Source organism: Singulisphaera chitinilytica, assembly GCF_049331405.1.
Lineage (GTDB): Bacteria > Planctomycetota > Planctomycetia > Isosphaerales > Isosphaeraceae > PoT.
This window is the reverse complement of sequence record NZ_CP186274.1, coordinates 9,182,584-9,203,274: the sequence shown is the minus strand read 5'-3', so window position 1 is coordinate 9,203,274 and position 20,691 is coordinate 9,182,584. Positions and strand designations below refer to the sequence as shown.

Genomic DNA, 20,691 nt, shown 5'->3' with positions numbered 1-20,691 from the left:
CGAGCCGTTTACGGTCAGGCGAGGATCCCTTCGACCAACTCGCCGTGGACGTCGGTCAGGCGGAAGTCGCGGCCGGCGTAGCGGTAGGTCAGGCGCTTGTGGTCGAGGCCCAGCAGGTGCAGGATCGTGGCGTGGAGGTCGTGGACGTGGACCTTGTCCTCGACGGCGAAGTAGCCGTAGTCGTCGGTCTTGCCCCAGGTCATGCCGGGCTTGATGCCGCCGCCGGCGAGCCACATGGTGTAGCCGTGGGGGTTGTGGTCGCGGCCGTCGGTCCCCTCGCAGGTCGGGGTCCGGCCGAACTCGCCCCCCCAGACGACCAGCGTGTCGTTCCAAAGCCCGCGCTGTTTCAGGTCGGTGAGGAGCCCGGCGATCGGCTTGTCGATCGAGTGGGCGAGGCGGCTGTGGTCGGCCTTGAGGTTGTTGTGGGCGTCCCAGCCTCCGACGTTGCACTGGACGAACCGCACGCCACGCTCGGAGAACCGCCGGGCCAAAAGGCATTGAGTACCGAAGTCGGCCGTAGTCGGGTCGTCGAGGCCGTAGAGGGCCTTCGTCGCCTTCGACTCCTTGCCGATGTCCTGAGCCTCGGGGGCCTCGGTCTGGAGCCGGAAGGCCAGCTCGAACGAGGCGATCCGGGCGTCGAGTTCCGAGTCGGGCCCTCGCCCAGGGGCCTGGCGGCGATCCATCTGCGCGATCAGGTCGAGCTCGAGGCGCTGGAGGTCGGCGCGGTCGCCTCCATTGCCGATGAACGGGACCCTCGCCTCCTGCGGCTTGATCCCCGAGTGTCCCAGCATCGTCCCCTGATACGCGGCGGGGAGGAAGCCCGAGCCGAAGTTGTTCGCCCCCCCTTGCGAGAGGTCCTGGCAGATCGTCACGTAGCCGGGGAAGTTCTGGTTCTCGCTCCCGAGCCCGTAGGTGATCCACGAGCCCATGCTCGGCCTGACGAACGTGTCGGTGCCGGTGTGCCACTCCAGCACCGCGCCGCCGTGGCGTGAGTTGGAGCAGAACATCGAGTTGATCATGCAGAGGTCGTCGGCCCGCTGCGCCACCTCCGGGAAGAGGGAGCTGACCCACGTCCCGCTCTGGCCGTGCTGCTTGAACTCGAAAGGCGAGCCGACGAGGTTGCCCATCCGGTTCGGGAACGAGACGACCCGGGGGCGCCTGTCCTGCGGTAAGGCCTTGCCGCTGTCCCGCGTCAGGAGAGGCTTGGGGTCGAACGTGTCGAGGTGCGACGGCCCCCCGAACATGAACAGCATAATCACTCGCTTGACCTTGGGCGCGTAGTGGGGCTCCCTCGGCGTCAGCGGGTTCCTGGCCGCGTTCGCAGCCGCCTCCTCGGCCAGCAAGGCCGACAGGGCCAGCCCGCCGAACCCCGCCCCCATCCTCGACAGCATCTCTCGGCGCGACAGCGGGGCTTCGCCGTTCGGGCAACAGGGTCGAGACTTCATCGGGCACCTCCTGCTTTGGATTCGGGCTGCGTGCGTGGACCGGGCTCGGCCGACGTCGATCAACGGATGTAAACGAACTCGTTCGAGGACATCAGGGCCCGGCAGAGCCCTTGCCAGGCCCGCTGGCGACGCTTCTCGGGCGGGTCGGCCGCGAGCGACGGCAAGGTCACGTAACGGTCGAGGAATCCCCGCCACTCGGCGATCTCTTCCGGCTCGGCGGGGCGGCCGAAGAGGCGGAGGCTCGCGGCCTGCATGCGGTCGGGGTCGTTGGATTTCGCGTCGTCGAGGAGAGACTTCGCCATCGAGGCCGAGGCCAGCTCCATCACGCCGCTGTTCATCATGAAGAGGGCCTGCGAGGCGACCGTGGTGGTCACGCGGTCGCCGTTGGAGACGGCCGGGTCGGGGAAGTCGAACGCCTGGAACTGGTCGTGCAGGGCGCTCCGGAGGATCGGCAGGTAGACGCTCCGCCGCCTCGACTGGTAGACCTCATTGAGCCGGCCGAGGCCCGTGACGTTCAGGTTCTCGAAGGGGGTCGAGGTCAGGAGCGCGCCGCCGGTGGCGAGGTCGAGCTGCCCCGAGACGGCGAGCAAAGAGTCGCGGACGGCCTCGGCCTCCATCCGCTTCCTGGGCATCCGCCAGAGGAGCAGATCCTCGGGGTCGACCTTCGCGGCCTTCTCGTCCCAACGCGTGCTCATCTGGTACGCATTCGAGAGCATGATGCGCTTATGCAGGGCCTTGACCGACCAGCCGTCCTTCTGGAATTGCAAGGCGAGCCAGTCGAGCAACTCGGGGTGCGAGGGCAACTGGCCGAGCTTGCCGAAGTTGTCGACCGAGCTGACCAGCCCCCGGCCGAAGTGCCAGCGCCAGGCGCGGTTGACGAAGACGCGGGCGGTGAGCGGGTTCTGCGGGCTCGCGAGCCAGCGGGCCAGGTCGAGCCGGCCGCTCTGCTTCGCGCTCAAAGGCGTCTGTTCGTCGCCGGCGAGGATCGTCGGGAAGTGCCTCGGGGCGAGCTTGCCCCGCGTGAGGTGGTTGCCGCGGAGGAAGACCTCGACGTCGCCGACGTCCCCCTCGATCACCGTCATCGCCTTGGGGATGGCGGCGTACTCGGCCTTGGCGTCCTCGAGGAGCTTGGTGTGCGCCGCGCGTTCCTCGGGGCTCATCTTGTTGGTGTTGCCGTTGACCAGGGCGTTGTCGTGCTTGTCGATGACCTGCTTGAGGTCCTCGAGGCGGAGGCTCGCCTGGGGCCCGCCGAGGCCGGTCGTGTTCCACTTGGAGTCGACCCGGAACGAGATCATCGTCCGGGTGCTCTTGAAGATCCCGGCCATCCCGTAGTAGTCGGTCATGGCGAGGGGGTCGAACTTATGATCATGGCAGCGGGCGCATCCCATCGTCAGGCCGAGGAAGACGCGGCTGGTGGTGTCGAGCTGCTCGTCGACGATGTCCATCTGCTGCTTGACCGGGTCGTCCTCGGCCAGCATCTTCGGCCCGAGGGCGAGGAACCCCGTGGCGACGACGAGCTCGTCGTGCCGGGTCGGCTCGGCCTCGGCGAGGATGTCGCCGGCGAGCTGCTCCTCCAGGAACCGGGAGAATGGCTTGTCGGCGTTGAACGAGGCGATCACGTAGTCGCGATAGCGCCAGGCGTCGGTGTAGGCGAGGTTATCGTCCATGCCGTTGCTGTCGGCGTAGCGGGCGACGTCGAGCCAGTGCCGGCCCCAGCGCTCGCCGTACCTCGGCGAGGCGAGCAGGCGATCGAGCAGATGTTCATAGGCCGATTTCGAGTCGTCGCGGAGGAAGGCTTCCACCTCTTCCGGCGTCGGCGGCAGGCCCAAAAGGTCGAACGTGGCGCGACGGATCAGGGTCCGCCTGTCGGCGGGCGGGGCCTGCTCGAGTCCCGCGGCCTTCAGCCTGGCGAGGAGGAAACGGTCGATCGGGGACTCTCCCGAACCATCGGCCTGCGGCGGCTCGCTGCCTTTGAGGGGCTGGAAGGCCCAGAAGTCCTTCGCGGCCTTGTCCCAGCCCGGCTTCTCGTCCTTATCCCCCTCGCTCGGGGCCGGGACGGGCGCCGCGCCCTTGGCGGCCGAGGCCGGCCAGGGGGCACCCATCTTGACCCAGGAGGCGAGGGCCTGGATGTCGTCGGGCTCGAGCTTGCTCTTGGGGGGCATGGCGACGGCGCCGTCGTGGCGGACCGCCAGGATCAGGAGGCTGCGGTCGGGCTCTCCCGGGATGATCGCCGGGCCGGACAAGCCCCCTTGCAGGAGCGCCTCGCGGGTGTCGACGCGGAGCTTGGCCTTCCCCTTGCCGGACTGGGGGCCGTGGCAGTCGTAGCACTGGTCGGCCAGGACGGGGCGCACCTTCTTCTCGAAGAAGTCGATGCCAGCCTCATTCGCGTCGGCCTCGGCCGCCCCGACTCGCACGCCGGGGGCGAGGAGGAGACCGATGAGCGTGATTCCTATCCATCGTCGATCTGGGACCACGGGGGTGACCTCCAAGGATCAGCTCTTCTCGGCTCAGCGGCCGACGGAGCCGAACGCGATCTGCAACTGGAGCTGCAGCGAGAACTCGCAATGCTCTCGCATCGCGCGCTCGGCCGCCTCGACGTCGCGGGTCCGGATGGCCTGGACGAGCTCGACGTGGGTCCGGTTCGAATGCGGTAAGACCGCGTGCGCGTCACTCGACGACTCGACGGCGATCAGGCGCACGAGGTGGCACGAGCCGAGGATCGACGCGAGCGAGGGGACGCCTGAGAGCTCGGCGATCTTGAGGTGGAAGTCGAGGTCGTGCCGACGCGCCTCGGACAGCTTCTCCTCGATGTCGTTGAGCCGGTCGACCTCCTCGGCGAGCGCGTTCAGCTCCTCGAGCTTGCGGTCGGAGATCCTCTCGGTGCAGCGCCTGATGGCCTCGCACTCGATGGCGATCCGGAGGATGTGCTGGCTCCTGACGGTCTCCGCATCGAATCGCTTCACGCGCGCCCCATAGTTCGGCTCGAAGTCGACGAGCTGCTCGTGGACCAGCTCCCGGACCGCCTCGGAGACCGCGCCGACGCTCATACCGAGCGACTTCGCGATCGGCCTGAGGGTCAGGTGCGTCCCGGCCGGGAGCCTGCCGTCGAGGATCTGTTCCCGGAGTTCCAGAAAGGCCTGCCTGGCCTTCGACATCGCCGTCCCTGTCAACAAGTCGCTCACGAGAATACCCCTCTATTGATGCGAGCCGAACTGGCGGTCGAAGAAGCGGAAGGTGGCCTCCTCCGCCTGCCGGAGGTGGTCGCCGGCGAGGCCGTGCCCTCCCCCTTCGATCGGCAGGAGTTGGACGTCAACCTCCGAGGACCGCAACCGCTCGTAGATCCAGACCGACTGAGCAAACAGGACTTCATGGTCCGCGGTGCCGTGGATCAGCAGCGTCGGCGCCGCGTTCGGCGTCACCCAGAAGAGGGGGCTGGCGCGGACGTGCAGCTTCCTCGTGTCGGCCGTCAGCTCGGCCCCGAGGAACCCTTTGAAGGCTTCCGCCGCCCCCTTCCAGACGCCGTACTCGCGGGTGAAGTCGCTGGCCTGGGCCCAGGCCGCGACGCAGTTCACCTTGCTCGACGGCTTCGTCGGCGGGGTGTCGCCGTCGAACTCGCGGACGTCGTTCGTCACCGCGAGGAACTGGGCGAGGTGCCCGCCGGCCGAGCTCCCCATCGCGCCGATCTTGTCGGGGTCGACGTTGAATTCCCTGGCGTGCTCGCGGAGCCAGCGGATCGCGGCCTTGCAGTCGTGGATGTGGGCGGGCCACTTGTGCTTGGGGGAGAGCCGGTAGTCGATGGTGATGGCGACGTAGCCCCTCGCGGCGAACTTGCGGCAGAGCTCGTCATAGTCCTCGCGACGCCCCCCCGAGAAGCCCCCGCCGTGGATGCAGACCACCGCCGGGAACGGGCCCTTCCCCTCGGCGGGCCTCGCCAGGTTCAGCTTGAGCGACTCCCCGGCGGGCTCGGCGAAGACGATCCCCTCGCGGAACTGGACCTCGCCGCCGAGGGCGAGCGTGGGGGGCATCAGGCCGAGCGCCACGATGAGGAGATGCCGGCGGATGCGGGGCGGTTGTCGCGTCATGAGGTTCGGAGGTCCCTTGGCGTGTGGGATCGGGTCGTCAGTCGCGCGGGAGCAGGTACTCGGAGACGACGGCCTCGTTCAGCTCCACGCCCATGCCCGGCTTGCCGGAGAGGGTGATGTAACCGTCCTTGGCCACGGCGTCGCCGATGAACAGCTCGGAGAGGAAGGTGTCGCCGTCGCGGTAGTCGGGGGGGAGGTACTCCGACAGGGGCGAGTTGACGTGCGACATGATCAGGTGCTGGTTGTGGTAGTTCTGCGAGTGCGGCACGACCGGCAGCGAGAAGGCCGAGGCGAGCGCCCAGATCTTGCGGGCCTCGGTCACGCCGCCGACGCGGTTGACGTCGAGCTGCACGTAGTCGACGCAGCCTCGCGTGATCAACTCCTTGAAACCATAGCGCGTGAATTCGTGCTCGCCGCCGGCGATCGCGGTGCGGGTCGAGGCCCGGATCCTGGCGTAGCCGTCGAGGTCGTCGGGGAGGACCGGCTCCTCGACCCAGGCGAGCTGGTAGTCTTCCAGCAGGTGGATCATCTCGATGGCGTACTGGGTCGTCCAGCCCATGTAGGCGTCGCCCATCAGCTCGACGTCGTCGCCGATTGCGTCGCGGATCGTGCGGATCAGCTCGACGTTCTTCCGCATGCCGGGCCGGCCGTCCTGCGGGCCGTAGCCGAACCGCATCTTGACGGCGGTGAAGCCCTCCTTGACGTACCCGGCGGCCATGCTCGCCAGGCGGTCGAGGTCCTTGTCGGCGTAGAGGTAGCTGGCATACGCCCGGATCTTCTCGCGGGTCTTGCCCCCGAGCAGATTGTAGACGGGCTGTCCCGTGGCCTTGCCGAGGATATCCCAGAGCGCGATGTCGATGCCGCTGATCGCCTCGAGCACCAGGCCCCGGCGGCCGATGTTCACGGTCGAGCGGTACATCAACTCCCAGAGCAGCTCGACGTCGAACGGGTTCCGCCCCACGATCAGGGGGGCGAGGATCTTCTCGACGGCATCCGCCATCGCCCGCGAGCCCAGCCCGATCGCGCCGACGCCGCGCAGGCCTTCGTCGGTCGTGATCCGCACCAGGACGTGGAAGACCGGGTCGCTCCGCAGGTCGATCGGCATGTTGAACATGGCCGCCCCCTGCTCGCGCCGCCGCCGCCCCTCGTCATAGAGCAGGTCCAGCGGCCCGGTGAGCCACCAGTCGAACTGCTCGAAGTCGGGTTGCCGGATCCTCAGGGCTTCTACTCGCGCTATCCTCATGCTTCACCCAGTTTGAATCCTGGTCGTACAATGTTCGAACAAAGCCTATCGCCGAGGATGAGCGGCGTCAAGCCTCACCTCCCCTACGTTCGGAAGATACCCGGGGGTTCGCTGTCGGCCATGGGGTTTGATCCATTCCCGAGGTGTCAAGATGCCGGGGTGATGGCCCCGGCATGGCCCGACTCGATCCGGGCGTATGGGTCGATTCGTCACGTCTTCAGGCGGACTCCTTGAATTTTCGAGTGCCCGCTTGACCGCCCGATTTGCTCGTGGCTATAAAGATCTCGACATCGTGTTAACGATGTTCGAACAAAGTCAGATCGATGTTAGGTTGAAGAGGGCGTCCTCTCCTCTCGGCGACGATCGTCGCCTCTCGCCCTCGGCGAATCCGTTGGTATCTCGCCAGTGGAGGTCTCGAGCACCAGGATGCCCCGGTCTCCCCGCTCCGGCCGATTGGCCGGACCGCCTCGCCCGCGATGGACGTGGCGCCTGGACGTCAAAGCCCGCTGAGCCGGCCCGTCGCCCGATCCTCCTCGGGGCGTACCGGGCTGGCCATCGTCGATGTCGGTTGCGGGGTGCCCTTGCCCTGCGTTTCGAAAGACCGGCCCGTGCCGAAGTCTCGAACACCCGCCGCGAGGCCGGGCCGATCGGCCCGCGCCCTTCCCCCGCGGCGAGGCCCTTCGTATCGGCGGTTCGAGATGATTTCGCGTTCGCATCCCCGCCCGCGTCCGGCCTTCTCGCCCGCGTTCTTCCGTACGTTCTTTCCCGCCACCCCGAATCGAGGGAGCAGTCATGGATCGTTCCGAACCCGCCGTCGTCGTCAGGGCTCGCGGCTTCACGCTCATCGAGCTGCTGGTGGTGATCGCGATCATCGCCGTGTTGATCGCCTTGCTCCTGCCGGCCGTGCAGGCCGCCCGCGAGGCCGCCAGGCGCTCGCAGTGCGTGAACAACCTCAAGCAGATGGGCCTGGCCTTGCACAACTACCACGACGTCAACGGGGCCTTCCCGCCGCCGAAGATCTACAGCGGGAGCTGCCTCTCGTCGAACGGGGGGACGGGCAAGTCGATGAACACGACGGGGTTCACCCTCCTGCTCTCATACATCGAGCAGACCACGCTGGCGAACGCGTACAACTTCAGCCAGGCCTCGGCCGGCGAGGCCTGGAACGGCGGGAACACGACGCTGGTGGGGACCCCCCTGGCGAACACGACGGTCGTCTCGACGCTGGTCGCCGTCTACGCCTGCCCGTCCGATCAGGCCCCGCAGATCTCGGACAGCGGCGGGGTGAACCCGGCGGACCCGTACAACCGCCAGCAGGCGAGGCTCTCGAACTACCTCTTCAGCGTCGGCTACTACGAGGAATACTTCTGCCCGGCCGTGCTGATGCCGCAGTCGTACGCGCAGGCGGCCTTCTACAGCGACATCTCGACCCGGATGGCCGACTTCCAGGACGGGACGTCGAACACGTGCCTCGTCGGGGAGGCCCGGCAGACCATGATCGCATCGCCGGGGCCTTCGTGGGGCTCGGGCTACCACACGTCGTCGCACGGCCGGGCCCCTCGGCCGCAGGACGACCCCGCCGCCGCCCAGTGGCTGCCGAACTACCCGGCCGGGCCGCTCGTCAACGTCGACTTCCCCGGCACGCCGCCGAACCCCCAGCGCCTCCCCTTCGCCTGGCAGTTCTCGAGCCTGCATCCGGGGGGCGTCAACATGGTCTTCGGCGACGGCAGCGTGAAGTTCCTCAAGAACACGATCAACCTCAACGTCTGGCCGGCCCTGCACACGATCAAGGGGGGCGAGATCATCAGCTCGGACCTCTGAGCCCATCCTCGACAGGCTGGCTCCAGGGCGCGGGGCGGCTCGCGGAGCGCAGGCGGGCGGCCCCGCCCGAGCCACTTCTTTGATGGACGTCCCAACGACCTGAACGAGGGGGATCCCGTGGAATCTCGGAATCGGAAGCTGATCCGGGCCGCAGCGTGGCTCGCCGTCTCCATGATCGCCGGCTGCTACGGCGACGACGAACCGTACGTGACGCTCGTGCCGGTCGAGGGGACCGTCACCGAGAACGGCAAGCCGTTCGAGGAGGCGATCATCACCTTCGTGCCCGAAGGGGGCAACAGGGACCAGACCACCGGCGTCGACCGCACCGGCCAGGGGGGGACCTTCAAGGCCATGTATCGCAACCGACCGGGGCTCGCCCCCGGCAAGTACAAGGTCGTGGTCTCGAAGACCTCGCATCCCCCGGCCGCCAAGATGCCCGAGGCCTTCAAGGACCTGCCCTACATGGCCAAGCGCGCCGGGCTCCTGAAGGAAGAAGCCCCGGCCGACTACAGCGACCCCAAGAAGACCCCCCTCTCCCTCGAAGTCTCCCAGGCCGGCGAGAAGGGGCTCCTCTTCGACGTCAAGGATCTCCGCCGGGGGAAGTGAGGGAATTCTGTTCGTATCTTCATGTTTTTGTGTGAAGATGCGAGGCGGTCATGGCTGGACATGGCCCGGCCTCAGTTCGGCCGGTCGAGGGGCTCCCGCCCCTCGGTCGCGGCCCGGGAGCCGGGCCCTTTGCCTTTCAGGGTCCACTTCTCGTTGAAGTAGCCGGAGGTCTTCACGGCCCCGCCGTTGCGGTCGACGTGGAAGACGGCGAAGTCGCCCAGGCGGGGGAAGAGGTAGGCGTTGGTGCCGGCGAACTCGCGGTTGCCGAAGGTGTGGCCGCTGTTGATCACCACGTACCGGCGAGGGTTCAAGGGGTTGGGGGCGATCAGGACGGGGGCGTAGTCGCCGGATCCGAACGTCCCGTCCAGCTCGATGTCGGCCTTGGTCCAGCGCAGGGGGAGCTTGTCGAGGATCTTTGCGATGACCCGGTTCGACCCCGGGTCGCCGAAGAGGATGAGGTTCTGGTCCTCGATGTCCTGGTCGCTGACGGCGTCGTCGTCCTTGATGGCGGCCTCGCCGCGCATCCAGTGCCGCCAGTCGTCGGCGAAGGCGATGAGGCGGTCCTCGGCCCAGCTCTGCACGAGGGGGTTCCAGGCCTGCCCCTTGCCCCTGACGCAGAGGAAGGGCCCCGTCAGGGCGTCGTCGATCGGCCCCTGGAGCCGGTGCCGCTTGAGGCCGTCGACGTTCAACTCGAGCCGCCTGGAGGCCTCGTGGTCGAGGAGGTGCCAGTTCCCCTCGCTCAGGCGGAAGTAGACGTTGGGCAGGAGCCCCTTCTCGGCCGATTCGAGCGGGAAGTCCTGGTCGCCGAGGCGGATCGACTCGGCGACGTGGCGGTCGACGCTCAGGACCGCGACGTTCTCGATCGCGTGGACGACCACGCGCTTGTCGACGATCTCGGCGTCGACCGAGGCCCGCTTGTAGTGCTCCTGGAGTTGCTCGATCGTGAGCCAGGGGGCCCGGTTGAAGCGGAGCGTGTAGGTGGCGAACCGGATGTGCTTGGGCCGGGTCGTCCCCCCCTTGGCGATCCGCTCGTCGTGGAAGGCGGCCAGGATCTTGGCGCTGGCCGGGTCGACCGAATGCCCCGTCTTGGCCCCGATGAGCCGGATGAAGTCGAGGTCGGGGCTCTTGGTCTCGAGCCCCTCGGTCTTGAACGTGTAGCCGAGCGCTTGCAGGGCGTCCTGGATGTTGATGGACGCCTGGCGCTGGGGGTCGTCCTCGCCGCCATAGCCGGCCATCGGCACATTGTAGGCGTTCGCGGCGTAGTCGACGGCGTCATAGATATGAAGGGCGCTGGCCTGGTAGTCGGGGATCTCGCCGAGCTTGGCGTACGTCCTCGTCTCCGAGAACCCCGCCCCCGCCTCGACCGACGACCACAGCCCCGGGTGATGCAGGCCGAGGTGCCAGGCCCCGGCGCCTCCCATCGAGAAGCCGCGGAGTACGACCTTGTGGTCATCGACGGAGAAGCGACGCTTGACGGCCTCGATCGCCTCGAAGACGTCGGCCTCGCCGGCCCAGCGATAGGCGTTGTTGCCCCGGCCGAAGACGTGGAGCGTCAGCTTGCCCTGCTCCTCGGGCTTCGCGGCCTTCCCCTCGAAGCTCTGGAGGAAGCGGACCTCGTTGAGCGTGACCCCCCGGCCGTGCAGCACGACGTCGAGCCTCGTCCGCTCGCCCGCGGGGAGCCCCTCGGGGACGATCAGGGCATACGGCTGGACCGAGCGATCGACCTTCGAATAGAACCCGAGCAGCCTCGCCCCCGGCTTCTCGAGCCAGGGTTTCTTCCCCTCGGCGAGTTGCGCGGCCCGCTCGATCCCTCGGTCGAGCACGGCGCGGGTCGCCTCCACATCCTTCTTGGCGAAGAACTCGCCGAGCTGGATCGCCCAGGCGGCCGCCTTGTGGTAGACGACGACGTCGGCGAGGGCGTCGTCGCGGTCGGCGGCCCTGGCCGTCGGGATCCCGGCGATCTGCTTGCCGAACTCCTCAAGCCTGGCCTCGAGCCCCTGGCGTTCCGCGGCCTCGAGCGGGTAGCGGTCCGGCTCCTTGAACGTCGGCTGCGCCTGGGCGTCTCGGATGCCCCCGAGCAGGGAGGTTGCCAGGAGGAACACGGAAACCCAAGAATGTCGCTCGGTCATCAGGTCGCTCCCCGCTCGAAAGACCCCGGCCCTGCCCGCCCAACCCGTCTTCGAATAAGCGTCGAAGCGACCGATTGTATCCCGCCAGGGACGCCCCAACACGCGCCACGTAATCAGAAAGTTCGGCTCGGTCCTTGCAGGGTTTGGAGCCCTTGAATGCCGGGCGTCGGAGACATCCCGACGTGTCGCCGGTAGGTTGCGCAGGGCTCTACCCCCTTGGTATAATCGCCGAAACGGCTATAATCCGGAGATATTGTCCGGTCACGCTCGTCGTCGAAAACCGGTATCAGGGTTTGATTTCCACGCTTTGGACTGGGGCGGACGGATCCAATGGTAGTCTATGCCTGGCGTAACCTGATGACCCGCCCGCTGCGGACCATCCTCGCCCTGATCGGCCTCTCGGTGCCGATCCTGGGGGTGATGGGACTCTTCAGCCTCTCTCGGGGCCTGAGGAACATGGTCGGCGACACGCTCAGCCGGGTCGAAGGGGTGATGGTCGTCCGCGAGAACGCGATGAGCCCCGTCTTCAGCCTGCTGCCGGCCAACCTGGAGCCGAAGATCCGCAAGATCCCCTCCGTCACCATCGTCGCGCCCGAGGTCTGGCAGGTCGCCCCCAATATCCAGGGGGTCGGGCTCATCGGCAAGGTGACCCGGTCGTTCGTCAGCGGCGGGCAGTCGATCCTCGACCAGCCGGTGATCCAGGGGCAGGACATCGTGGCGCACCAGCATTTGAAGAGCGCCGTGTACCCTCGTGCCCTGAAGGAAAACAACGGCGAGGGCCGGTTCCTCACGCCCGACGACAGGGGCAAGCCGAACATCGTCATCAGCAAGAAGATCGCCAAGAACTATCCGGCCGCAGACGGCAAGCCGCGCAAGGTCGGCGACAAGCTGCAGATCAAGGGGAAGGAATTCAACATCATCGGGATCTACGAGACGGGCTCGATGCTGCTCGACGTGGTGATCGTGATGGATATCGACGTGGCGAGGGACCTGCTCGGCATGTCGAAGGAGACCGTCTCCAGCTTCTACACCGAGACCGCCGACCCCTCGCGCAATGACGAGGTCTCGGACGCGATCGAGAAGGCGAACACCGGGGTCGACGCCCGGAGCATGAACGAGTTCATGTCCAACTTCGGGATGCTCATGGGGCAGGTCGACAAATTCCTGATGATGACCGTGAGCCTCGCCCTGATGGTGGGGATCGTCGGCATCATCAACACGATGCTGATGAGCACCACCGAGCGGTTCATCGAGTTCGGCGTCCTGCGCACGAACGGGTGGTCGCAGGGGAACATCCTGGCCCTGGTGACGCTCGAGAGCGCCTATCTCGGGCTGCTGGCGGGGGTCGTCGGCTGCGTGCTGCTCCTGGTCGGGATCACGGTCGCGAATCAGTTCATCTCCGGGGGCATACGCCTGGAGTGGCAGTTCTGGCTCCTGGGCTTGGGCGTCTTGCTGTCGGTGGTCACCGGGACGCTCGGCGGCCTCTACCCCGCCTGGCGCGCGGCGAGGCTCGTGCCGATGGACGCCATCCGGGTCGGGTCGCACTAGGCTGGCGAGGAGGACTTCGCACGGGCCAAGGGTCTCGTCGAGCCTTGGATGGCGTGCGAACTGCGGCCGATGGGGTCGCGGGCCGAGGCTCGCGGCCGGGAACTTCCCTCGGGATCTGGGCCTTGAGACGATTCCCGAAGATGGTCGAACGGACGTGACACAGGGTGCGTGATGATTGAAGTGGCCGACGTTCGCAAGTCCTACCGGAGCGGAGATCGCCTCGTCGAGGCGCTCCGGGGGATCAGTTGTCGCGTGCCCAAGGGGCGTTTCGCGTTCATCGTGGGCCCCTCCGGCTCGGGCAAGAGCACCTTGCTCTACCTGATGGGGGCCCTCGACCGGCCGACCTCAGGCTCGATCCACGTCGAGGGGGACGACCTCACGACGATGACCGAGGCGCAGCAGAACACCTACCGCCGCGACCGGATCGGCTTCATCTTCCAGTCGTTCAACCTGATCAGCAACCTCACGGCCGTCGAGAACGTCCTCATCCCGTTCCTCCCCAGGGGGATCACCGCCGAGCAGCGCCAGCGGGCCGCCGAATTGCTGACGGAGGTTGGCCTGGGGGATCGGCTCGACCACCGGCCCTTCCAGATGTCGGGCGGGGAGCAGCAGCGCGTGGCGATCGCGCGTGCCCTCATCAAGGACCCGATCCTCGTCCTCGGCGACGAGCCGACGGGGGAGCTCGACTCCAAGACGGGGGATGAGATCTACCGGATCCTCCGCCGGCTCCAGCGGCAGCGGCAGACGACCCTCGTCGTCGTCACCCACGACCGCCGGTTCATCACGCCGGACGACCTCGTGCTCGAGATCCAGGACGGCCAGCTCAAGGTGGACGGGCTGTCAGAGTCTCAGGACGACCTTTCCGAAACCGAGGTTGGATTCGACCCGAGCCTGGGCCGCCCCGAAGTCGTCGAAGGCAAAGACCCGGTCGACGACCGGACGAACCAGCCCGCGTTCTAACCAGGGGACCACGCGGTCGGCGAACCGCCGCGTGACGCCGATCTTCTCCTCGATCGGCCGGGCGCGCAGGGTGGTCCCCACCACGGTCAGCCGCTTACGCAGGATCGTCAGCAGGTCCATCGGCGCCGCGTTGCCGCCGAGCAGGCCGACGACGACGAGCCGCCCCTTCGTCCCCAGGCTCGCCAGGTTCCCGGCGAGCGCGGGGCCGCCGAGGAAGTCGATCACCACGTCCACCCCCGCCCCGCCCGTCAGCCTATCAATGGCCTGGGCGAAGTCCTCCGCGCTCGCGTCGATGCCGTGATCGAGGCCGAGTTTTTTCGCTTGCTCGAGCTTATCCGCGGTCCTCGACGTGCCGAAGACGACGCAGCCCATCGCGTGGGCGACCTGCACGGCCGCCGAGCCCACGCCGCTCCCCGCCGCGTGGATCAGGACTTTCTCCCCCGCCTTGACGTTCGCCTGCAACTCCAGGGCGTCGTGGGCGGTGAGGAAGACCTCGGGGACCGCCGCGGCGGCCTCGAAGTCGAGGTTCGCCGGGATCGGCACGACCATCCGCTCGTGGCTCACCACGTACTCGGCCTGCCCGCCCCCCGAGACGATCCCGAAGACCCGGTCGCCGATCTTGAGCGGCCCCGTCGCGTCGGGCCCGAGCGCCTCGACTTCTCCCGCGTATTCGAGGCCGGGGATGTCGGCCGGGACCCCCGGAGGCGCAGGGTAGTGCCCCCTCGCCTGCATCAGGTCCGCCCGGTTCAGCCCGCAGGCCCGGACCCGGATCAAGACCTGCTCGCCCTGGGGCTCTGGTGTGGGGACCTCGCGGATCTCGAACGCCTCGATCCCGCCCCGCTTCGTGATGACGATCGCTTTCATGATGACGTTTCGCGAATCCGTCGTGAGGAAAGGGGCAGCGGCGGCTTGTTGGAACGGCAAGCCGCCTTCGACCCTTGTTGACGTGCCAATGTGCTGCCCGGAAGTCCGATGATCCTTGCCCACTCGAATTTACTTGGCGGCGGTCGGCTTCTGGTTCCAGTAGATCCGCACGTTATGGGTGGATCGGCCGCCGGCGATGATGTCGTTATCGCCGTCGCCGTCCAGGTCCGCGGCGACGAGGTCCTCGGTGCCGACGCCGCCGTCCTCGACGACGTGGCGGGTGAACTTGAGGGAGCCGGAGGACGTCTCGGGGTCATAGACGAAGACGCCCGGGCCTTGCGGCTGGCGCGAGGCCTCCTTGCTCTTATCTCGCTGGCCGATGATCAATTCTTGATCCGCGTCGCCGTCGACGTCGGCGCACCAGACGGCGTGGCCCCAGGCGAGCGGCTCGTCGACGACCATGCGATCCCAGATCCCCTTGCCCGACTTCGGCGCCGTGTAGACGACGACCTGGAACCCGTGCCAGGGCTCGATCGTCGCGACGTACTTCCGCCCGTCACCCAGCCGTCCGACCTTGACCTCGCTCGATCCCTTGAACGGCTTTGTTTCCTGGTTCCCCTCGCCGATTTGCGTCTTCGACCAGCGGCCCGAGGCCGTCTCGCGCCTGAGCACGAAGACCCCTTCCCAGGCCGCGACGACGATCTCATTGCGGCCGTCGTCGTCGAAGTCGGTGATCTGGAGGTTGTGGACGGTGTGCAGGCTCTCGTCGGCGACCTCGACCGGCCAGACCTCCTTGGCCGGATCCTTGGGGATCGAGAAGACGAGCAGGCGGACCCCCTGCCCCTCGCCCCAGTTCGGCCCCTTCGTCCCCCGCCCTTGCAGCGGCGCGACGACGAGCTGGGTCTTGCCGTTGCCGAGGACGTCGCCGAACCGGAGGCGGTGCAGCGTCGGCTCGGCCCCGATCGGCAGGACCTTCCACGGTGCGTCGCCGACCCCGTCGCGCCTGATCCACTGCAGCGTCCCCCCCGACCCCGTGTTGGCCGGCTGCCAGCTCGCCCCGAGGGCGAAGTCGACCTTGCCGTCGCCGTCGATGTCGTGCGGCTGGAGGCAGACGTTGTCCTTCTCGGTGGCGTCCTTGATGAGGATATGCTTCTGCCAGCCCGGGTTCTCGTACCAGACGACGGCATCCTCGGCCACCGCCACCACGTCGAGCTTGCCATTCCCGTCGACGTCAGCCGTCGTCACCGCATAGCAGACGTTCCCGACGTGCGGGTCGAGCTCCTGCGCCTTGAAACCGGGAAACTCCGCGGCGTTACTCAGGCTTGGGCTTTGCGAGATCCAGGCGCACGCGACCAAGGGAAGTCTCATCAGCAGTTTTCGAAGCACAACCGGCTCCCAGCGGGCTCGGGGATCGAATCTTGTCCTGGCCATGCACGTCCGACACGACCCATGCGGACGAGCCCCGGCCGGACTTGATTCCCCCGGCCCGGGCCCCAGGCTCAGGATGATCGGTTTCCGCGCCGGAAGCCAGAAAAAACGCCCGGTCGCTTGCGTAGGAAGGGGCGTCGGCCAGGCTCTGGGCATTGAGCCCCTGGCTTGCCCTATCGATTTGCGGATTCGTAGACAGGCTCGCCAGTGGACGAAAATTGACGAGAGGCATTTGTGATTGTGTGAATGCCAGGTCCCGGCTTGTCGGGCCGGGACTTGGGACATGCCGAATCCAGGGCCTTTTATCGAGGGGCGTTCCCCTTCGAGTTGCCCGTGGCGGCCTTCGCGGCATCATCCGCGAGGGCCTGGATCAACGTCTTCAATCGATCTGAGCCGGGCGATCCCGAGATTTTGTGGCGGATTATGCCTTCATGATCGAGCAGGTAGATCAAAGGGAATGTGTCGATGTTGAACTCTCGGGCGATGGGTCCGAGGTCCTTGAAGTTCCCGCCGCCGTCGAACCAGGAAGGCCAGGACACATGATCTTTGTCACGGTGCTCTTTCGCCACTTCCCGGCTCGCGTCACAGTTGATGCCCAGGACCGCGATGGGGCGGTCTCGCATCAAAGCCTCCAGGGCGGCCCGATCGGGCAAAGCCCCCGAATACGAGCCGCACCAGTCGGTCCAGAAGATGAGGACGATGGCCTTCCCCTTGAACTGGACGAGCCTGAGTGGCTTCCCATCGAGGTCCTGGCCCTGGATCTCGGGCGCCGGCTTGCCGACCGCGAGATCGCGAAGCTCGTGCAACTCGGCTCGGGCCGATTCGGCCAGAGTCTTCTCCGGGCCGGGGGCATCAGAATAGTCGCGGATGACCCGTTCGAACTGGGCGGTGGCTTGCTTGGAGAGGTCTTCGGGATCTCCCTGGAAGAAACCCGCGGCGACCTGTGGGGCCGTGCCGCCGTCGAGGTGGAGGCGTGTCATCGAACTGGCCCACTCGGGGCAGGCTCGGGCCTCGCGGATCCGATCGGCTCGGTGCTTGAGATACCTGCCGAACGCCAGGGATGTCTCGGCCTGGATGCGTGGGCGGGCATTCGCCGCGAGGATGGCGAGGAATAGCTTCTCGTCCTCCGGGAAGATCGAGCGTGAGTGCATCAGCGCGACGCGGGCGGTCTCGGTCTGATCGGCGTACTTCTCGGCCAGGAGATTGATCGCCCGAACATATGCCGGTCCTATCCAGCACCTCTGGGCGATCCAGATCAGAGCCCTGAAGGCGGCGGGATCGTCGGGTGCCGCCTCGGCCAGTTCGAGGAATCGGGTGGAGAACTTCAGCAGCCGATCTTCATGCACCTTGGAGTCATCAACCTGTGTCTTGTCCCCGGCATCGCGACGGTTCGTCGCGTCATCGGCGGCTTTCGCTTCCGCCTCCTCCGCCTTACGTAACGCGAGGTAGCGGCCGGCGGGTGATGCGGTATCGGGGCTCACGGGAATATCCAGAATCTTGTCGCTGAGCGGGCGGGCTGGAGGATGAAATGTCCAGTCGAGGACGAAGAGGTTCCATTCCCCCTCCGGCAACGGGAGCCTGCGGAAACCGGTGCCGTCTCGGTTCACGATGGCGATACGAGAAGTTCTGGTTTTGTGGTCCATGACGGCTAGGGCGAGTCGAGAAGCGTCGGGTGACCAGGTCACATCCACCGAGCTGCCTTCCTCGAGGTCCAAGGACAGGTCGCGATGGGCCTGCCCGTTGAGATCCTCAACGTAGACGCGGGGTTTCCTCGCCTTCACTTCAGTCCCGAAATCAACGCAGGCGATGCTGCGACCATCCGGAGAGAATCGCGATGTGAGGAAGTAGGGAGTCTTGGTCGAACCTTCGATCAGTCGCCGCGAAGACGTACCATCGGGATGGACGAGTGTATGGCGACCTCGGTACGGGACGTTGGAGGCCAGGGTCCGGGTTGCCAGCCAGGTCCCGTCGCGAGAGCAGTCGAGGACGAAGTCGGTCTCGGGAATCGGTAACTTGATCCCGTGCGTGCCGTCGGCGTCCACAATCCAATTCTCATACGTATTCTCGCCGATGAACAATGCGATGACGACCTTTCGGCCGTCGTGCGACCAGTACGGTTCTCCGTATCGGTTGAAAATGCGCCGAGGGGCCTCTTTGCCCTGCAGGTCGTGAATCCAGACTCCCATCCCGAGACTTTCGGCTTGCCTTGCATCGATCGGTGCAGAGAGGAGATAGCGGCCATCGGGCGACAGCCGACCGAATGACTTGCCTCGATGTATCGTCCGCCACTTGGCCGTATCCGTATCGATGGCGGCCAGGCCCATGAACGCATCACCCAATTGTTCGCCGTTGATGTTGGCCGCTCGGACGATCAGCGAGCCCGCCCCTTCCGCGCCAGCCTTCTCGCGAACCGCCGGCTTCCCTGGTGCGACGACTGTTTTCTTCGGGGGCGGCGTCTGTTGCAGATCGCCCGGCGGGGCTGCGGTCGTCGCGTGGACGAACAGTCCGATGCCGGCAATCAGCAAACCAACACCCAGGACGGATGCCGTGAGTCGTGCTATTTTTGTGCGGAGTATGATTTTGAGCATTCCATCCGTCAGCGTCTTGACCATCAACGACCCCGTCTCGATGGCGGCGTCGCCTTCGAGGATCTGCACAGCCGTTCGGGCCAACGTCCGGGCCGCCCCGTCGAGGGGCAAGGTTCCTGAAAGGTCGCAAATATGGCCCCCAGCAGCGAAGCCGGCCGGGATCGTCAGGCCGCGCTCAGAGAGTCGGGCCTTGAGGCGAGTACGAGCCCTCGAGAGGCGAGAGAGGACCGTCCCCTGCGGGCAGCCGAGGCGCCTTGATGCGGCCTCGGTGGTGAGGCCTTCGAGGTAGCAGAGGACGACGGCGTCGCGGAACTTGCGGGGGAGGCGGTCCACCTCCTCGTGGAGCTCGGGCCAGCCGGGCTCGGAGGCTTCGGCAAAAGGTTCGGCCTCGCTGGTTCGAGAGGCGACGCGGCGCTCGAGGTTCTGGTGGCGGATGCGGTTTGCCCTGGCTCGCCAGGCGATCCGGAGGGCGATGCCGTAGAGCCAGCTTCCCAGGGAGTCGCGCTTACGAACCGATGAGGCCTGCCGGGCCAGGACGAGGAAGGTGGCCTGGAAGGCATCCTGGGCGTCGTGGTCGTTGCCGAGGACCTGACGGCAGGCCCGATAGACCATCGGCCCGTGGCGCTCGACCAGGACGGCGAAGCAATCCTGGGCGATCGCGGCGGGGGCGGTCAGGAACCTCTCGAGCAGGAACCCGTCGGGCTGGTTCCCGAGCGTGCCCGCGGCGTAGAGGGTCTGGATCGGCCCGTATGTTGTCGTGTTGGCGTCGAGCGGTCGTCCTGTCATCGCAACGGCTCCTGATTGACGTGTCCCAGTGTAGTGACACGAGCCGCGTTGGCTATTCCCCAAGGAAATTCCGGGGGATCAAACAGGGCGATGAGAGGGGTGCGGAAGAGGGCGGAAATGAACAGAAGCCTCGGGCGGTCCCCCGCGTCAAGTCGGAGGGCAGCTCGGGGCTTCCGGGGTTCGTTCGGCGTTTCGATGCAATGCGTGTCGTTCGTCGGTTCTCAGGCCTGGCTTCGGCGAAGGTCAGTTCGCGTGGATGCCGGAGGAGTTCTTCATATTGGCGACCATCGTGCGGCAGGAGGCCTCGCACTCGCGGAGCTTCTTGGCGACGGCCTTCATCGGCTCGGAGTTGTGCTTCTCGATCTCGGCGGCCGTGGTCTTGCACGACTCGGCGCAGGCGTGGCACGAGTTCGTCATCAGGGGGCTGTGCTTGGCGATCATGCAGGCCGAGAGGCCGCAGAAGGCCGCGCAGTCGGAGAAGAGCTGGAGGGCCTTGGCGTGCTCCTTCTTGCCTTCGGCGAGGGCGGCGAGGCAGTGGTGGAAGCCCATGTCGCAACTCTTGGCGCAGTCGGCGCAGGCTTTCAGGCACTCTTCATGGGCCTTGTCGAGGGTGCAACACGACTCTTCGCATTTCTCGCCGGCCGTCGCGGAGAGGGCCGAAAACCCCAGGGCGCTTGCGCCCATGACGCCCAGCATGTTACGTCGGTCCATCACGGAGATACCTCAATGGATTGGTGGGAGGTCGACCACAGCCCATCGCCCCGAACGCCGCGCCCCTGACAGGGGCAGGCCGACGCATTCGAGGGATAGCGGCCGCACCCGGTCGAAGACGACGCGGGCCAAACCAACACTTCAGCAAGTTCTGGGCCTTGAACGCCTTGTTTTTCGGGATGCAAAGGGGCAGGCAGGCCCGTACGGTCGCGACGAGACGCACGCGTCGGGGCATTCAAGCTGAGGCGTCGGAATCCGTTATGGCATGCCCGAAGCCCCGGCCGGATGTCATCGCCCATGCCGAGATGTGCGTATGCGCCGCGATACGTTCACTCGCCCGGGCTGGTGAACTCCATGTTTGCGCCCAGATTCGAGTCCTTGATCGGGATTAGGGAGAATCCGGGATCCCCGCGGTGGGCACCAACCGTCAGATCCGGGAACAAGGCCGATGCCGTCGCGTTCGGTTCCACCGCGGCTCGC

Annotated in this window: 14 protein-coding genes; 4 read left to right on the top strand and 10 right to left on the bottom strand. The window is 66.7% G+C overall.

Going from position 1 to position 20,691, the window contains the following annotated elements; all coding sequences use genetic code 11:
• Nucleotides 1–14 precede the first annotated feature (14 nt).
• The 5 genes from ACOYYX_RS35775 to ACOYYX_RS35755 are packed head-to-tail and all read right to left on the bottom strand — an operon-like array spanning nt 15 to nt 6,770.
• Nucleotides 15–1,445 (bottom strand): DUF1501 domain-containing protein, encoded by a 1,431-nt coding sequence (locus ACOYYX_RS35775; protein WP_422927440.1) that lies wholly within the window; start codon nt 1,443–1,445, stop codon nt 15–17.
• A gap of 59 nt (nt 1,446–1,504) precedes the next feature.
• The gene (locus ACOYYX_RS35770) at nt 1,505–3,919 is read right to left on the bottom strand and encodes a DUF1553 domain-containing protein (RefSeq protein WP_422927439.1); all 2,415 of its coding nucleotides are present in this window, start codon (nt 3,917–3,919) and stop codon (nt 1,505–1,507) included.
• Nucleotides 3,920–3,952: 33 nt separating this feature from the next.
• The gene (locus tag ACOYYX_RS35765; protein ID WP_422927438.1) at nt 3,953–4,627 is read right to left on the bottom strand and encodes a GntR family transcriptional regulator; all 675 of its coding nucleotides are present in this window, start codon (nt 4,625–4,627) and stop codon (nt 3,953–3,955) included.
• Between the two features lie 12 nt (nt 4,628–4,639).
• Entirely contained in the window at nt 4,640–5,527 is an 888-nt protein-coding gene (locus tag ACOYYX_RS35760; protein WP_422927437.1) for an alpha/beta fold hydrolase, read from the bottom strand.
• 37 nt (nt 5,528–5,564) lie between these two features.
• Nucleotides 5,565–6,770 carry an enolase C-terminal domain-like protein gene (locus ACOYYX_RS35755; protein ID WP_422927436.1) on the bottom strand — a complete coding sequence of 402 codons (1,206 nt, stop codon included), beginning with the start codon at nt 6,768–6,770 and terminating at the stop codon, nt 5,565–5,567.
• Nucleotides 6,771–7,562: 792 nt separating this feature from the next.
• Between ACOYYX_RS35755 and ACOYYX_RS35750 the strand changes: the two genes are divergently transcribed.
• The gene (locus tag ACOYYX_RS35750; RefSeq protein WP_422927435.1) at nt 7,563–8,591 is read left to right on the top strand and encodes a DUF1559 domain-containing protein; all 1,029 of its coding nucleotides are present in this window, start codon (nt 7,563–7,565) and stop codon (nt 8,589–8,591) included.
• 117 nt (nt 8,592–8,708) lie between these two features.
• Nucleotides 8,709–9,197 carry a carboxypeptidase-like regulatory domain-containing protein gene (locus tag ACOYYX_RS35745; protein WP_422927434.1) on the top strand — a complete coding sequence of 163 codons (489 nt, stop codon included), beginning with the start codon at nt 8,709–8,711 and terminating at the stop codon, nt 9,195–9,197.
• 71 nt (nt 9,198–9,268) lie between these two features.
• Here the strand turns inward: ACOYYX_RS35745 and ACOYYX_RS35740 are convergent, their stop codons facing one another.
• Nucleotides 9,269–11,326, bottom strand: coding sequence for an alpha/beta hydrolase-fold protein (locus ACOYYX_RS35740; RefSeq protein WP_422927433.1), 2,058 nt, complete (start codon nt 11,324–11,326; stop codon nt 9,269–9,271).
• 330 nt (nt 11,327–11,656) lie between these two features.
• Here ACOYYX_RS35740 and ACOYYX_RS35735 point away from each other — a divergent pair, with 330 nt between their 5' ends.
• Nucleotides 11,657–12,874 (top strand): ABC transporter permease, encoded by a 1,218-nt coding sequence (locus tag ACOYYX_RS35735; RefSeq protein ID WP_422927432.1) that lies wholly within the window; start codon nt 11,657–11,659, stop codon nt 12,872–12,874.
• A gap of 171 nt (nt 12,875–13,045) precedes the next feature.
• Nucleotides 13,046–13,834, top strand: a complete 789-nt coding sequence (locus tag ACOYYX_RS35730; protein WP_422927431.1) for an ABC transporter ATP-binding protein — start codon at nt 13,046–13,048, stop codon at nt 13,832–13,834.
• Here the strand turns inward: ACOYYX_RS35730 and ACOYYX_RS35725 are convergent.
• The 4 genes from ACOYYX_RS35725 to ACOYYX_RS35710 form a co-directional block, all read right to left on the bottom strand.
• Nucleotides 13,715–14,698: an NAD(P)H-quinone oxidoreductase gene (locus ACOYYX_RS35725; RefSeq protein ID WP_422927430.1), complete on the bottom strand. Its 984-nt coding sequence runs from the start codon at nt 14,696–14,698 to the stop codon at nt 13,715–13,717. The genes ACOYYX_RS35730 and ACOYYX_RS35725 overlap by 120 nt on opposite strands.
• A 129-nt stretch (nt 14,699–14,827) precedes the next feature.
• Nucleotides 14,828–16,066 carry an FG-GAP repeat domain-containing protein gene (locus tag ACOYYX_RS35720; protein WP_422927429.1) on the bottom strand — a complete coding sequence of 413 codons (1,239 nt, stop codon included), beginning with the start codon at nt 16,064–16,066 and terminating at the stop codon, nt 14,828–14,830.
• 362 nt (nt 16,067–16,428) lie between these two features.
• A complete protein-coding gene (locus ACOYYX_RS35715; RefSeq protein WP_422927428.1) occupies nt 16,429–19,500 on the bottom strand; it encodes a sigma-70 family RNA polymerase sigma factor in 3,072 nt (1,023 codons plus the stop codon).
• 243 nt (nt 19,501–19,743) lie between these two features.
• Entirely contained in the window at nt 19,744–20,211 is a 468-nt protein-coding gene (locus tag ACOYYX_RS35710) for a four-helix bundle copper-binding protein (RefSeq protein ID WP_422927427.1), read from the bottom strand.
• Nucleotides 20,212–20,691 lie beyond the last annotated feature (480 nt).